Origin of the sequence: Providencia sp. PROV109 (assembly GCF_033681625.1) — a bacterium.
Lineage (GTDB): Bacteria > Pseudomonadota > Gammaproteobacteria > Enterobacterales > Enterobacteriaceae > Providencia > Providencia hangzhouensis.
In genome coordinates this window covers 744,130-760,150 of sequence record NZ_CP096320.1, presented here as the reverse complement: position 1 = coordinate 760,150, position 16,021 = coordinate 744,130, and the positions used below count along the sequence as shown (strand labels likewise).

The following is a 16,021-nucleotide window of genomic DNA, read 5'->3' as shown; positions in this document are numbered from 1 at the left end:
GTATCAGTAACCATTAACTATCATTTGCTATAGTTACTGCGCCCGCTAAGGGCATTATTTTTTGTCTTTGTCGTTAACTTCTTCGAATTCAGCATCAACAACATCATCATCTTTTTTCGCTTCTGCGCCAGCGCCAGCTGCACCGCCCGCTTGAGCTTGTTGCTGTGCGATTTCCAGAAGTTTTGCAGATGCCGTGACTAAAGCTTGGATTTTCGCTTCAATATCCGCTTTGTCTTCACCTTTTGCTGCTGCTTCTAATTCAGAAGTTGCTTTTTCGATATTCGCTTTATCTTCAGCTGGTAATTTATCACCGGCTTCTTCGATTTGTTTACGAGTACCGTGAACTAATTGGTCAGCTTGGTTACGAACCTGAACTAGCTCTTCAAATTTACGGTCAGCTTCAGCGTTTGCTTCTGCGTCACGTACCATTTTTTCGATTTCCTCATCATTCAGACCTGAAGAAGCCTTAATGGTGATGTTTTGCTCACGTCCACTATTTTTATCTTTAGCAGAAACATGCAAGATACCATCCGCATCGATATCAAAAGTCACTTCGATTTGTGGCATACCACGTGGTGCAGGTTGAATACCATCTAAGTTAAACTGCCCCAGTGATTTGTTGTCACTTGCGCGTTTACGCTCACCTTGCAGAACATGGATAGTTACCGCTGCTTGGTTATCTTCAGCTGTTGAGAACACTTGGCTATGTTTAGTTGGGATAGTGGTATTCTTCGCAATTAACGAAGTCATCACGCCACCCATGGTTTCGATACCTAAAGACAGAGGAGTTACGTCAAGTAACAGAACGTCTTTAACATCACCCGCTAAAACACCACCTTGAACTGCCGCACCCATTGCAACTGCTTCATCTGGGTTAACGTCTTTACGTGGTTCTTTACCAAAGAAATCAGCAACAACTTTTTGAACCATTGGCATACGTGTTTGACCACCAACTAAGATAACATCGTTGATTTCGCTCACGCTTAAGCCTGCGTCTTGCAGAGCAACTTTAACTGGCTCCATAGAACGCTTAACTAAATCTTCTACCAGTGACTCTAATTTCGCACGAGTCACTTTAATATTCATGTGTTTAGGACCTGTTGCATCTGCTGTAATATACGGCAGGTTAACATCTGTTTGTTGTGCAGAAGACAGCTCAATTTTCGCTTTTTCTGCAGCTTCTTTCAGACGTTGCATTGCTAACGGGTCGTTACGCAGGTCAACACCTTGTTCTTTCTTAAATTCTTCAACTAAGTAGTTGATTAAACGTGTATCAAAGTCTTCACCACCTAAGTGTGTGTCACCATTGGTAGCCAGAACTTCATACGTTTTTTCGCCATCAACTTCATCGATTTCGATGATTGATAAGTCGAATGTACCACCACCTAAGTCATAAACCGCGATAGTACGGTTACCAACTTCTCTGTCTAAGCCATATGCTAATGCAGCTGCTGTTGGTTCGTTAATGATACGTTTTACTTCTAAACCAGCAATACGGCCAGCATCTTTAGTCGCTTGACGCTGAGCATCGTTAAAGTAAGCAGGTACAGTAATAACTGCTTCTGTTACTGGCTCACCTAAATAGTCTTCTGCTGTTTTCTTCATTTTTTTCAGAACTTCAGCTGAAACTTGTGGTGGAGCCATTTTTTGGCCTTTCACATCTAACCAAGCATCGCCGTTATCAGCCGCAATGATTTTATATGGCATGATAGAAACGTCGCGCTGAACTTCTTCGTCTTGGAAACGACGACCAATCAAACGTTTAATTGCAAATAAAGTATTTTCTGGGTTAGTCACTGCCTGACGTTTCGCTGGCTGACCAACTAAAATTTCACCATCTTGAGTGTACGCAATGATGGAAGGAGTAGTTCTATCACCTTCGCTGTTCTCCAGAACACGAGCTGTAGTACCATCCATAATTGCAACGCATGAGTTAGTTGTACCCAAGTCGATACCAATAATTTTACCCATCTAAAACGCCTCCAAAGGAATTCTTTTCACTATGATTTCGATATCAATCTATATGAGGCTCAATATTTCATTTTCAAGGGAGTTTTCACTCTGAGCCTAAATTATTTTTCAATACGCAATAATTTGGATTGATATCAGTTGATGCTTTTAAGATGGGGTCACAAATTCATTCATCAAGGGGGAGAATCAAAAAAATTTGCATTTATTGCAAAAAAACCTGTCTTGTGATCATGGTTTAAACAATTAAAACTGCGTATGATGCGCCGCCGCTGTCACTTTGGCAAAACCTTTTTGTTTTTTATCTATTTGAATTTTTTATATTTTACCAGAGGTTATATGCAGTCTAGCTCTCTTGCAAATCCAGGCCCACTTGGTTTACTAGGCTTTGGTATGACAACCATCCTGCTGAATATTCATAATGCAGGTTTTTTCCCTCTTTCATCCGTTATTTTAAGTATGGGCATTTTTTATGGTGGTATTGCTCAATTTATTGCAGGTCTGATTGAATACAAAAAAGGCAATACATTCGGTGCAACTGCATTTACCTCTTACGGTATGTTTTGGATTGCATTAGTGGGTTTATTATTTTTACCATCAATGGGATTAGCCGAAGCAACTTCACCTGAATTTTTAGGTGTTTTCCTCGCTATTTGGGGAATTTTTACCTTTTTCATGTTTTTAGGAACGTTCAAAGCTAATTTTGTTTTGCAATTTGTCTTCGGTAGCTTAACTATATTATTCGCTTTATTAGCAATCGGTAATATTACAGGAAATGCAGTATTACTAAAATTTGCAGGTTTTGAAGGAATTATCTGTGGTGCTAGCGCATTTTATTTAGCAGTTGCAGAAATATTAAATGAGCAATATGGCAAAACAGTATTACCGATTGGCCAGCGTGGTTAAATTTAACTAACGTATGTGATTTTATGCATTAAATATTATTAATCAGGTGAGTTAAGTCTCACCTGATTACATTAAAAGACTACTCAGGGCGAATAGCCGATTTAGGCCTGAACGCTTTCACAATTGTAGGGTCTGTTTCTACATAAGGGCCATCAAGTAATTGAATGCAATAAGGAACACTGGCAAAAATACCAGAAACTACCACATTCCCTTCTTTGTCTTTTAAACCTTCCAGAGTTTCCGCAATCGCTTTAGGCTGTCCAGGTAAATTTAAAATCAGAGCTTGGTTGCGTATTACCCCCACTTGACGTGATAGTATCGCAGTAGGGACGAATTTCAGGCTAATTTGGCGCATTTGCTCACCAAAACCCGGCATCTCGCGGTCAGCAATCGCAAGGGTTGCATCAGGCGTGACATCGCGACGAGCGGGCCCTGTGCCACCAGTAGTGAGGACTAAATGGCAAGCAAATTCATCCACCAGCTCACATAATGTTTGCTCTATCATGATTTGCTCATCAGGGATCAGGCGAGTTTCGATACGAAAAGGGGTTGTCAGCGTTTTTGCTAACCACTCTTCTAGTGCTGGAATACCTTTGTCTTCATAAATACCACTCGAAGCACGATCAGAAACAGAAACCAGACCTATGCGCAATTCATTCATACAAACCTCAAAAAATTGATCAATTCAGAAACTGTCTACTAATGGATAAACAGGAGCATTATCATAGCATGATGCGCTTTTGCATACAGCGACCTCAATTTTATATCTTGAAATTGAGAACTAACTCAATGAAAAATAGGTATAAAAAAACCCAACCAACTGGCTGGGTTTTAAGAAAAAACGAAATAAATTACAGTAAATCTGCAATCATTTTTTCCAGTTTTTCTTGGTCTACTGCAAACTTACGGATACCGTCAGACAGTTTATCAACCGCCATTGGATCTTGGTTGTGCTGCCAGTAGAACTCAGCTTCAGTTAACTTAGCGCCTGGCTCTTGAGTTTTACCTGTATCAGTCAGTTTACGGACTAATTCACCTTGTGACTCAGACAGTTCTTTCAATAAGCCAGGGGAGATAGTTAAGCGGTCACAACCTGCTAACTCAATGATTTCACCCACGTTACGGAAGCTTGCGCCCATAACCACAGTTTTATAACCGTGAGCTTTGTAGTAATTGTAGATTTCAGTAACAGAAACTACACCTGGATCTTCATGTGGTGCGAATTCTTTTTTATCTGTATTCGCTTTGTACCAGTCAAGGATACGGCCCACAAATGGAGAAATCAGGTATACACCTGCTTCCGCACAAGCGCGTGCTTGAGCAAAAGAGAATAATAAGGTCAGGTTACAGTTAATGCCTTCTTTTTCCAGTTTCTCTGCAGCACGGATACCCTGCCAAGTCGAAGCTAGTTTAATCAGAATACGGTCATTACTGATGCCTGCATCGTTATACATTTTAATTAAGTGACGCGCTTTAGTAATACAAGCTTCTTCATCATAAGAAAGGCGCGCATCAACTTCAGTAGAAATACGACCCGGAACTAATTTCAGAATTTCCAGACCGATATTAACAGCCAGTTTGTCACAAGCATCAACAATTTGTTGCTCACGATTACTGCTTTGCTTACGTGCCCATTCTACCGCTTCATCAATTAATTTACGGTACTCAGGAATTTGTGCAGCATTTAAGATCAGCGAGGGATTTGTGGTCGCGTCTTGTGGTTTGTAAAGCTTCATCGCTTCGATGTCGCCAGTATCAGCAACAACAGTTGTCAGACTACGTAATGAGGTTAGTTTATCGGTCATTTCTTTAATCTCGTTGTTATACCCGTCATATTCCAAGTTGTAGCGGTGGTTAGCTACCTACAATTCTTGCGACTCTTGTGGTGTAGGCTAACAAACTGCAACTTGAATTACTTTGCGTATTATAAAGGAATTGTGGCTATCGCCGCACCGTCTACAGATAATATCATGCATCCATATTGCTGCAAGCAAGTAAATCTAGTCAAAAGCAACTATTTGATTGGCAATCGATTTCGCTAGCCAATTAGAAACTGAATCCTTTTAGCTAGTTATATTGTGCTATCATTGTAATTAAAGAATAATATTGGTTTGGCTTATCGTATCAATTAGCCAATTAGGAAGAATTTTTGCTAAAGTAAGCAGTATCATTCTTTATAAAGGGTCAAGTCATGCTTATTACAATTTCACCTGCAAAAACATTAGACTACGAAAGCCCACTTGCGACACAGCAGTTTACTCAGCCTGAATTACTTACTGAGTCACAAAAATTAATTAATGTCTGTCGTAAATTAACCCCTGCAGATATTGCCAGTTTAATGAAAATTAGCGACAAGCTTGCGGGGCTCAATGCTGCCCGTTTTGCAGAATGGCATGCGGACTTTACCCCAGAAAATGCACGCCAAGCGATCCTTGCCTTCAAAGGGGATGTGTATACGGGTATGCAAGCAGAAACCTTTTCTCAAGACGATTTTGCGTTTGCTCAATCTCATTTACGCATATTATCAGGTCTTTACGGTATCTTAAGACCGCTAGATTTAATGCAACCTTATCGCTTAGAAATGGGAATTCGATTAAAAAATACCCGTGGAAAAGATTTATATGAGTTTTGGGGAGACATCATTACCAAGCAATTAAATCACGCATTAGCGGAGCAAAAAGATCAAATATTAGTCAACCTTGCCTCAGATGAATATTTTAAATCGGTGAATACAAAGAAATTGGACGGGCAAATTATCAAGCCTATTTTCCTTGATGAAAAAAATGGTAAATATAAAGTTATCAGTTTTTATGCAAAAAAAGCGCGGGGTTTAATGAGCCGCTTTATCATCCAAAATAAATTAACGAAAACAGACCAACTAGCTGATTTTAATTTAGAAGGCTATCAATTTGATGAAAGCCAATCTAAAGGTAACGAGCTGGTATTTACCCGCTCAGAGCAAGCCTAATATACAAAACGTGGGGATTGGTACGCAGCCGATACCCACGAATGCCAAAATACTTCACTCTTTTTTCGGGCTCTATCACAATTTACTCATAAACCTTCTAGTCAAGAACAAATTAGCATTGATTCCTCAGCCTACTTTTTAGCTTTATGACAGTATAAATTGAGTTTTACCCACTATTTTGGAGGTGAAGTATGCCTTATGTTGCATCATCAAAGCGCTATACTGAAATGGAATATCGTTTATGTGGCCGTAGCGGATTACGCTTGCCACTGATTTCATTAGGGTTATGGCACAACTTTGGCGATAACAAACCCTTTGATAATTGCCAAGCCATGCTTCGCCATGCTTTTGACCTTGGGATCACCCATTTTGATCTTGCTAATAATTATGGGCCACCACCAGGCTCTGCCGAAAGTACATTTGGCAAAATTATGCAGCGGGATTTTCTGCCTTATCGCGATGAAATGGTTATTTCATCAAAAGCGGGTTTCACTATGTGGGACGGCCCTTATGGTGACTGGGGAAGTAAAAAATACTTAGTTGCAAGCCTAAACCAAAGTTTGAAGCGAATGGGATTAGATTATGTAGATATATTTTATCATCATCGACCTGATCCCAATACCCCACTAGAAGAAACCATGGGAGCGCTAGATCTCATTGTTCGCCAAGGAAAAGCCCTGTATGTGGGGATTTCTAATTACCCAACCAATTTAGCCAAAGAAGCCATTAATATTCTCAATGAATTAGGAACCCCTTGCCTGATTCACCAACCTAGATATTCCATGCTAGAACGTACTCCCGAAGAAGATTTACTCGATTTACTGGAAGAAGAAGGCGTTGGCTCTATCGCATACTCTCCATTGGCTGGTGGGATATTAACCGATCGCTACCTTAATGGCATCCCTGCTGATTCACGTGCTGCAGGTAATCCTTCTTTGCCCCCAGAAAGACTCACGTCAAACATTTTATCAAAGGTTAAACAACTGAATGAACTGGCAACAAAAAGAGGACAAAAGCTAAACCAAATGGCATTAGCATGGCTACTGAGACACGACAGGATCACTTCCGTTCTCATTGGCGCAAGCCGTATCAGCCAAATTGATGATGCAATGGGGATACTAAAAAATCGTAATTTTACGCAAGAAGAGCTCAAAGCCATCGAATTAATATTAGAAGGCGAATAAAACACACAAGTTGCAGGATATCCTGCAACTTAATAAATTTTATCTCAATTAACGATATTCCCCATTTGCTTTAAACTGCACCACAGAATAAGGCTGAGTACGGCCATCTGGCTGCTCCATCCCTAGGCTACCAATTGGCATACCCGGAACAGAAATCCCTACCACATCCGCTGGTAAGGCATCAATCGCATCAAGACTGCTGACAGGAACATGGCCAACAATCACTTTACCTTTGTATTTAGCGATATGACAGCTGCGTAAGTTATAAGGCACATTCAGCTCATCATTCAGTTTGTTCAACTCATCATAACTGATTTCATTGACCACAACGTCATACCCTGCTTTTTTAACTCCTTCTCCCCATAATTGGCAGCAACCACAGTTTGCATCTTTATACAATTGCACGCTCTGGTTTTGAGAAAATGCAGAAAATGACAGTAAAAACATTCCACCTAAAATTATCTTCTTCATTGCTATTTACCTTATCAATAATAATGACTAGTACTTAAAAAGTGTCTATTTTTTATGGCGTAACTGACAGATTAATTTATAAGCCGCAGGAATGATAAATAGGGATAATAACGGTGCAGTTATCATTCCACCAATCATCGGTGCAGCAATACGGCTCATCACTTCTGAACCGACTCCTGTTCCAAGTAATATTGGCAATAAACCGGCTAAAATTACGGCAACTGTCATGGCTTTAGGGCGAACACGTAAAACTGCGCCTTCATATAATGCACGGTCTAAATCTTGGTTTGATAGCTTGCTTATTCCTTGCTGTTTTTCTTTATCTTCGATTGCATGGCGTAAATAAATCAACATAACTACGCCAAATTCAGCCGCGACACCTGCCAATGCAATAAATCCAGTTCCTGTTGCAACTGATAAATTAAAGTTCATCCAATAAAGGAACCAAATCGCGCCCACCAAAGCAAAAGGTAAACTTAATAAAATAAGTAAAGCTTCACTAAATCGTCTAAAGGCTAAATAAAGCAGTACAAAAATAATCATGATGGTCGCGGGAACCATTAACATTAATTTTTGGTTAGCCCTTTCGAGTAATTCAAATTGCCCCGTAAAGGAATAGCTAAGACCCGGCCTCATTTGAATATTATCTTTTATTGCTGTATCAATATCTTTAATAACAGAAACCATATCACGATCACGTGCATCAATATAAATCCAACTAGTCGGTCTGGCGTTCTCTGTTTTCAACATGGGAGCGCCCATATTCACGGAGACATCTGCAACATCACTAAGTACTATTTGCTGTTTGCTTGGCGTTAAAATTGGTAATAACTTCATCGCAGCTACACTATTTCGGTAATCTTGAGGATATCTTATGCTAATTGGGTAACGCTCAATCCCTTCAACTGTTTCCCCAATCATTTCCCCACCAGTGGCCATTGAAATATACACTTGTACGTCGCTGACACTCATACCAAAACGAGCCGCTTTTTCTCTATCAATTTTGACATCAATATAGCGTCCGCCTACCAACCTCTCAGCCAAAACTGAAACCACCCCCGGTACCGATTTTGTGACTTTTTCAATTTCTTGGGCTAATGCATCGATTTCTTCAAGATCCCTGCCTGATACTTTAATACCTATAGGGCTTTTGACTCCCGTAGATAACATATCAATACGGTTACGAATAGGTGGAACCCATAAGTTTGCAACCCCAGGTAAACGTACAGTTTCATCGAGCTCATCAATAATTTTTTCGAGTGTCATTCCTTCTCGCCACTGTGCTTGCGGCTTCAAACGTATCGTTGTTTCAATCATTTCCATCGGGGCTGAATCCGTTGCTGTTTCAGCTTTACCAACTTTTCCAAATACCGTATCCACCTCTGGAATAGTTTTGATTAACTTATCCGTATTTTGTAGTAAAAATGCCGCTTGTGCAGGCGAAACACCCGGTAATGTTGAAGGCATATAAAGTAAGTCACCTTCATTAATTGCAGGAAGAAATTCACCACCTAAATTTTTTAATGGCCATATCACCGTAAATAAAGATAAGAAACCAATTAATAAGGTGGTTTTCGGCCACGCTAATACCTTAATTAAAATAGGGCTATAGAGTGAGATCAACCAACGATTCAGTGGGTTTTTATTTTCATTTGGAATATTACCGCGGATCCAATATCCCATTAGAATTGGAATAACAATCAGCGCTAAAGCCGCAGCACCCGCCATGGCATAGGTTTTTGTGAATGCAAGTGGACCAAATAAACGGCCTTCTTGCCCTTCCAACGTAAAGATAGGAATAAAAGACAATGTGATAATTAATAAACTGATAAATAATGCAGGCCCAACTTCAACAGCGGAATCCGTAATAACTTTCCAACGCTGGGCATTATCAATGACTTTATCTTCATTTTCATGTTGCCATTTTTCTAATTTTTTATGTGCATTTTCGATCATAACAATGGCGGCATCCACCATGGCTCCGATCGCAATTGCAATGCCCCCTAACGACATAATATTTGCATTTATTCCTTGGTAGCGCATGACGATAAAGGCAATAAATAATCCAAGGGGCAAAGAAATAATTGCCACGAGAGCAGAACGGAAATGCCATAAAAAAACGGCACACACTAATGCGACAACAATAAATTCTTCTAGTAACTTATAACTTAAATTATCAATCGCGTTATCAATAAGAATGCTTCTATCATAAGTCGTGATAATTTCGATGCCTTCCGGCAAGCTAGCACTTAAATCTTCAAGTTTCTGTTTTACATCCTGAATCACATTACGTGCATTTTCACCAGAGCGAAGCAGAATAATTCCCCCAACGACCTCTCCTTCTCCATTTAGCTCAGCAACCCCACGACGCATTTCGGGGCCTTCCTGTATTCGAGCAACATCTTGTAGGTAAATAGGTACACCATTTTCTGGCGTTTTTAGGTAGATTTTATTGAAGTCATCAATAGATTGAAGATAACCACTTGCTCTAACCATATATTCAGCTTCAGCAATTTCAATCGATGAACCACCAGCTTCTTGGTTAGCCATTTCAACGGCCTGTTTTATTTCAGGTAATGTCACTGAAAATTGGCTGAGCTTGAGTGGGTCAACTAAGATTTGGTAAGATTTAACCACACCGCCAACGGTTGCCACTTCTGAAACATTAGGCAAAGCCTTCAATTCATATTTCAAAAACCAATCTTGTAATGAACGTAGTTCTGCTAGATTATGTTTTCCAGTTTTATCCACTAAAGCATATTCAAAAATCCAACCAACACCTGTCGCATCAGGGCCAATGGAGGCTACTGCACCTTTGGGTAATTGGTTTTGGACTTGATTTAAATATTCTAAAACTCGTGAACGAGCCCAGTATAAATCTGTATTATCTTCAAAAATAACATAAACATATGAGTCACCAAATGCAGAAAACCCCCGCACCGTTTTTGCTCCCGGCACAGATAGCATCGTCGTCGTTATCGGGTAGGTAACTTGGTTTTCGACCAGTTGCGGCGCTTGCCCTGGATAAGTGGTTTTGATGATCACTTGTACATCAGATAAGTCAGGTAATGCATCAACTGGTGTACTGCGAATGCTCCAAATACCCGCAATGACTAAAAACACGACTCCCATTAACACTAGAAATCGGTTAGCAACCGAGCGTCTTATAATCCATTCCAACATACTCTACTCCTGAGATTTATGTGATGAATGATTAGATGACGCTGATACTTCAGGAAGCGCTTCCATCTTGGCTAATGCACCAGCAATATTCGCTTCAGAATCAATCAGGAAAATACCCTGAGTCACTATATGCTCACCCACTTGTAAGCCTTCAGATATTGCTGTCATTTGTTGAGATTCACTCAGCACTCGTACTCTTTTGGGAATAAATTCACCATTCTCACCAACAGCAATAACATGCTGTTCTTTCCCAGAGTCCACAATGGCTTGTGAAGGGATCAATAAACTTTCATTACCTTCTGCAACTAAATTTAAATATGCTGTCATACCTGGTTTTAATAAATGGTTAGGATCAGCAATTTCTGTACGAATATTAATTGTACGACTTGCTTGATCTGCACTGGGTAATATCAACCAGTTTTTTACAGTAAATAACTGCGAAGGATAGGCAGGAATAGAAACTGTAAATTGTGTTTGTTGATTAAGTAATTCAGCAACTGACTGAGGAACAGATGCATTAATCCATAATGGATCTGTTCCTTGTATTTGTGCGATAACGACTTCTTTGGATACATTCATCCCTAAACGTAGATTAAGTGCAGTAATTACCCCAGAAATAGGAGCTTGAATAGTAAAACGTGTTTGCACTTTTCCTGTTTTAATAAACTGAGAAAGCGCGCCTTCTGGCATGCCATTTAAACGTAAACGCTCAATGACACTATTAAGATCTTGTTGGCTCGCATTCATTTGCTTAAGCGCAAGATATTCGCTTTGTGCTTCAACCCATGCAGGGATCGTTAGCTCAGCAATAGGAACACCTTTTTGGATCCTCTCACCTACTGTGAATGGATAAACTTTTTCAACAAAACCATTTTCGCGTGCTTGTACAATAGCAAATTGATGGTCATTAAACGCAATTTCGGCTGGAAATGTTAAGTCATAGTTTAATTTCCCCCACTTCACATCCACCGTTTTAAGCCCTAAATTTTGTGTCTGTGTTGGGTTAATTGTTACCCCTTTGCTATTCGCTGAAGCCAAGTTTTCATCCGCATATTTAGGAACAAGATCCATGTCCATAAAAGGGGATTTCCCTGGTTGATCAAACTTGGTATTGGGATACATGGGATCATACCAATACAATACGGTGCGTTCTTGTTTTTCAACTGATTGGCTATTATTTTCTATAACGAAAAAATAACGGTAAAATAAAATTGAAATAACGCTCGATAAAATAATTACCAATAGCAATTTGGTCAGGTTAACTAATGACATAACATCTCTCTACCTATTTAGTTTATTTTTTCGACGGATTTCAACATTGAAAGATTACCTTGTTGTACAAATGAAAATTTCAATTCATCATTTTCTTGTAAACCGTTGATCATATTTTCATCTTCATATGTAAAACGCATCGTCATTGGTGGCCAACCAATGCTTTCTATTTCTTTATGATTTATCGTTAATTTTTTATTATCTTTGTCAATCGAGATTAGCTTTCCTTCAGTGTTAATTGTTGGTTCCGCCGCTTTTTCTGGATAAATAGAGTGATTATGTTCAGCTGCATTTGCATAGCTGGTTGCTGTTAATATCGCCATTGAAATTACAAAAAATACCGTATTTAGTTTTTTCATTTTTACCCTCATGATTTGATTAATCCGCCACCTAATGCAGAGAATAAATTTATTTCATTCTTCTGCTGTTCTATTTTCAACATCAATAAGTTTTGCTGTTCTGTAAATAAGCTACGCTGCGCTTCGAGAACATCGAGATAACTTAAACCACCATATCGATAACTTGCTTGTTTCTGTGTTAAGACGTTTTGCAGCGTGTTGACATATTGCTCTTGGGAGATAAGTTGTTTTTCTAAACTCAATTTGATCACTAAGGCATCTTTCACTTCTCGAAACGCTACTTGAATACTTTTTTCGTAATTAGCAATCGCTTTATTTTTTCTAATATTTGCCAACTCTAAATTTCGACTATTAGTCCCCCCAGTAAAGATAGGTAACGTAATTTTAGGAATAAAATTCCAAATACCATTTGAAGAGTCAAATAACCCCGTTAAAGAATCATTACTGTTTGCAACTCCCGTATTAAAGGAAATAGAAGGAAAGAAAGCCGCTCTCGCTACACCGATGTTGGCATTCTCAGAAATAATGTTTTGCTCCGCAGCCATAATATCCGGGCGCTTTAGCAATATTTCAGAAGGAATATCTGGAGGTGTCGTAATTAAAGGATAGTTTGGCTCGTAGCGTCCTAGATCTAAGTTTATTTTTGTTGCATAGTCATTTGTCAAAAAATTCAGTAAATTTTCATTTTTTGCAATTTCACTTTCAATTTTTTCGATATTAATAGAAATAGACTGTACTTGCCCTTTAGCTTGTTCTAGGTCTGATAGTGCGGCTTTTCCTGCCGCCACTTTTTGCATTACAATCGATTGACTATTGAGATAACTTTGTTTCGTCTCTTGTGCAATTAATAATAGCTTTTGGTTATACACCACATCTAAGTACGCTTCTGCTACCGTTTTAATCGTGATAATTTGTGTCGCACGGCTCATCTCTTGAGAAGCAATAAACTTTGCTTTGTCTGCATCAGATAAATTTTTGATACGCCCAAAAAAATCCAGCTCATAGCTGATATCAATGCCTACGCTGTATTTCTTATTAAAGGATGACCCGCTCTCTAACGACTGACTATAATCACCACTCATCGATGAATTAACTTGAGGATATTTTTCTGCCCCCGCGAGCCCAAAACGTACACGAGCTTCCTCTACATCTAACGCAGCAAGGTATAAATCGCTGTTTTTCTCTAGTGCAATTTCTATCACGTTTTTCATTTGAGGGTCTTGAATAAATTGTTCCCAACTAGGGAACAATAATTCAGTTTGAGCCTGCTTTGCTGCATCAGAAACATGACTATTGAATTGATGAGGTAAATTAAGGTTAGGGCGTTGATATTCAGGAGCGAGCGAAACACAGCCCGTCAAAGTTAAGGCATAAGCTATTATTAATATTTTTGGGGAATACATGGTATAGCCATGCCTCTAGTAATTAAAATTGGAGCTATAGTAAAAAAGACCTCCTGTTAGATTGATGACATGAAAATGACAAATTTGTCATTTTACATTTCGTTGCTGTAGTGCTTAGAATGGCTGCATTATTTACCTGGCTGATAGGTCTGAGATGAAATTACTTATTGTTGAAGATGAACATAAAACGAGAGAATACTTGTCTAAAGGCTTAAGTGAGTCCGGGTTTATTGTTGATGCAATCGAAAATGGTATTACTGGCCTGCATATGGCCACAACTGAAGACTATGATTTAATTATTCTTGATGTGATGTTACCTGATATTAACGGCTGGGAAATTGCAAAGAACTTACGCAATTCAGGAAAAAATACACCAATACTGATGCTCACTGCATTAGGTAATGTTGAGCATCGAGTCAAAGGACTAGAGTTAGGTGCTGATGATTATCTCGTTAAACCATTTGATTTTTCGGAGTTACTCGCTCGAGTAAGAACTTTATTACGCAGAGGCAACAGCAGCATCCAAAAAACACAGTTTACCATTGCTAACTTGCATGTTGACCTGATTAAGCGACGCGTTACCCGTGAAAATGATAAAATTATACTCACCAGTAAAGAGTTTTCTTTATTGGAATTTTTTATTCTTCATCAAGGTGAAGTGCTTTCTCGTTCTCTTATCGCTTCAAAAGTGTGGGATATGAATTTTGATAGTGATACCAATGTGATTGATGTGGCAGTGAAAAGATTAAGAGCTAAGATAGATCAAGGCTATGAACCTAAATTGATCCATACCATTAGGGGAATGGGCTATTTACTTGAGATCCCTGAAAATGATTAAATTTTTTCGATCTCCTGTCTCTATTTCAATTCGTCTTATTGTTTTGATCAGTATTACTCTCTCCCTCTCCTTGTTACTATTTAGCTCGATCATGATCAATTCGGTTATGTTGCATTTTAAACAGCAAGATGAATACACACTTAACCAGTTGAACCTAACGATCCGTAGCTTGTTAAATAACAATACAGACTCACAAAGTGAACAATATGCACGTATTAAAACCATTATTAATGAGCACCAAGACATTACTATTTATCTCATTGAAAAAAAAGGAAATGAATTAATATCTCCCAATGCAACAGATAAGCTCATTACGTACTTAAAAAATTATGATCCTCATAAAAATAACCAAGAAGAGCTTAAAAATTATCGCCTATCTGAAATTATTATTCAGGTAGATTCCCCTTCAGAGTCTAAACAATATCGGTTGGTTACTGCATTATCATTAAATTTTCATCATGATTATCTGAGTTCATTAATAAATAATTTAATTGTCAGCGCTATTATATTGTGCTTATTTACTATTCTTGTCGTTTATTTCCTTGTAATTAAAGGATTAAAACCCCTTAAAGATGTGAGCGATGAAATCAAAAATGTCACTTCCGAAAACTTAAGTGTGCGTTTAGACCCTGATTCTGTACCTAATGAATTAAAACAATTAACAAAATCATTTAATCAGATGTTAGTCAAAATTGAAGATGTTTTCGTAAGACAAACGAATTTCTCAGCAGATATAGCTCATGAAATGCGTACACCTATCACTAATTTAATGACTGAAACCCAAATATCTTTGAGTAAAAATCGCAGTAAAGAAGAACTCGTTGAAGTGTTATATTCTAATTTAGAAGAATATAACCGTCTATCACGAATGATCTCTGATATGCTTTTTCTTGCTCAAGCAGATGATAATAGGCTTATCCCTGAGAAAAAAGTTATTAATATTAAAACTGAAATAGAGCTCATATTTGATTATTTTGAATATCTCGCGGAAGAGAATGAAATAAAGCTTAAGCTAATTGGTGATACAGACCCTATTATGGCCGATAAAGATATGTTAAGAAGAGCAATTACTAACTTAATATCAAATGCTATCCGCTATACCCCAAAGGGGGATTCTGTCAGTATTAATATTTCGAATGTAAAAAATGGTATTGAATTAATTATCAGCAATCCCGGCATGAAAATACCAGAAGAACATTTAGCAAAACTCTTTGACAGATTTTATCGAGTAGATAAATCAAGACAAAGAAAAAATGAAGGGAGCGGAATTGGGTTGGCTATCGTCAAATCAATCATATTAGCGCATAAGGGAAGAATCACTGTAACATCAGATGATTTTTCAACACGTTTTACTGTATTTTTACCTAAGGAACCAAATTAAATATCTACCATAAATGGCAATTTTGTCATCTTGTTGTCAGTATTCAGACAGAAATAAAGCCTTATTATAGTTACAAGATAAATTATCT

At 38.4% G+C, this 16,021-nt stretch carries 13 protein-coding genes; 5 read left to right on the top strand and 8 right to left on the bottom strand.

All coding sequences use genetic code 11. The features are described 5' to 3' along the window. Positions 1-54: 54 nt before the first annotated feature. Positions 55-1,971 carry a molecular chaperone DnaK gene (gene dnaK / locus M1F25_RS03400; protein WP_004905650.1) on the bottom strand — a complete coding sequence of 639 codons (1,917 nt, stop codon included), beginning with the start codon at positions 1,969-1,971 and terminating at the stop codon, positions 55-57. Between the two features lie 336 nt (positions 1,972-2,307). Here dnaK and satP point away from each other — a divergent pair, with 336 nt between their 5' ends. Further along, positions 2,308-2,874, top strand: coding sequence for an acetate uptake transporter (gene satP / locus M1F25_RS03395; RefSeq protein WP_181489288.1), 567 nt, complete (start codon positions 2,308-2,310; stop codon positions 2,872-2,874). A 79-nt stretch (positions 2,875-2,953) separates the two neighbouring features. Here satP and mog read toward each other — a convergent pair whose 3' ends face one another. Together mog and tal are read right to left on the bottom strand one after the other, a co-directional pair. Then, on the bottom strand, positions 2,954-3,535 hold the full coding sequence (gene mog / locus M1F25_RS03390) for a molybdopterin adenylyltransferase (protein WP_181489286.1): 582 nt from the start codon (positions 3,533-3,535) through the stop codon (positions 2,954-2,956). Positions 3,536-3,725: 190 nt separating this feature from the next. After that, the gene (gene tal, locus M1F25_RS03385) at positions 3,726-4,679 is read right to left on the bottom strand and encodes a transaldolase (RefSeq protein WP_102138974.1); all 954 of its coding nucleotides are present in this window, start codon (positions 4,677-4,679) and stop codon (positions 3,726-3,728) included. Positions 4,680-5,065: 386 nt separating this feature from the next. Here tal and yaaA point away from each other — a divergent pair, with 386 nt between their 5' ends. Both yaaA and M1F25_RS03375 read left to right on the top strand, forming a co-directional pair. Further along, complete coding sequence (gene yaaA / locus M1F25_RS03380; protein ID WP_004905658.1) at positions 5,066-5,842, top strand: peroxide stress protein YaaA; 777 nt, start codon at positions 5,066-5,068, stop codon at positions 5,840-5,842. Between the two features lie 191 nt (positions 5,843-6,033). Further along, positions 6,034-7,026, top strand: a complete 993-nt coding sequence (locus M1F25_RS03375; protein WP_094961928.1) for an aldo/keto reductase — start codon at positions 6,034-6,036, stop codon at positions 7,024-7,026. 48 nt (positions 7,027-7,074) lie between these two features. Here M1F25_RS03375 and M1F25_RS03370 read toward each other — a convergent pair whose 3' ends face one another. The 5 genes from M1F25_RS03370 to M1F25_RS03350 are packed head-to-tail and all read right to left on the bottom strand — an operon-like array spanning position 7,075 to position 13,714. Then, positions 7,075-7,497 (bottom strand): DUF411 domain-containing protein, encoded by a 423-nt coding sequence (locus tag M1F25_RS03370; RefSeq protein WP_004905661.1) that lies wholly within the window; start codon positions 7,495-7,497, stop codon positions 7,075-7,077. Between the two features lie 45 nt (positions 7,498-7,542). After that, positions 7,543-10,680 (bottom strand): efflux RND transporter permease subunit, encoded by a 3,138-nt coding sequence (locus M1F25_RS03365; RefSeq protein WP_181489284.1) that lies wholly within the window; start codon positions 10,678-10,680, stop codon positions 7,543-7,545. 3 nt (positions 10,681-10,683) lie between these two features. Further along, positions 10,684-11,952, bottom strand: coding sequence for an efflux RND transporter periplasmic adaptor subunit (locus tag M1F25_RS03360; protein WP_164454978.1), 1,269 nt, complete (start codon positions 11,950-11,952; stop codon positions 10,684-10,686). A 17-nt stretch (positions 11,953-11,969) separates the two neighbouring features. Beyond that, positions 11,970-12,311, bottom strand: a complete 342-nt coding sequence (locus M1F25_RS03355) for a copper-binding protein (RefSeq protein ID WP_144140925.1) — start codon at positions 12,309-12,311, stop codon at positions 11,970-11,972. Between the two features lie 8 nt (positions 12,312-12,319). Beyond that, positions 12,320-13,714, bottom strand: coding sequence for an efflux transporter outer membrane subunit (locus M1F25_RS03350; RefSeq protein WP_110592426.1), 1,395 nt, complete (start codon positions 13,712-13,714; stop codon positions 12,320-12,322). 154 nt (positions 13,715-13,868) lie between these two features. Between M1F25_RS03350 and M1F25_RS03345 the strand changes: the two genes are divergently transcribed. Both M1F25_RS03345 and M1F25_RS03340 read left to right on the top strand, forming a co-directional pair. Further along, positions 13,869-14,552: a heavy metal response regulator transcription factor gene (locus M1F25_RS03345; RefSeq protein WP_110592427.1), complete on the top strand. Its 684-nt coding sequence runs from the start codon at positions 13,869-13,871 to the stop codon at positions 14,550-14,552. After that, positions 14,545-15,933, top strand: coding sequence for a Cu(+)/Ag(+) sensor histidine kinase (locus M1F25_RS03340; RefSeq protein ID WP_181489282.1), 1,389 nt, complete (start codon positions 14,545-14,547; stop codon positions 15,931-15,933). The genes M1F25_RS03345 and M1F25_RS03340 overlap by 8 nt, the downstream gene beginning before the upstream one ends. Positions 15,934-16,021 lie beyond the last annotated feature (88 nt).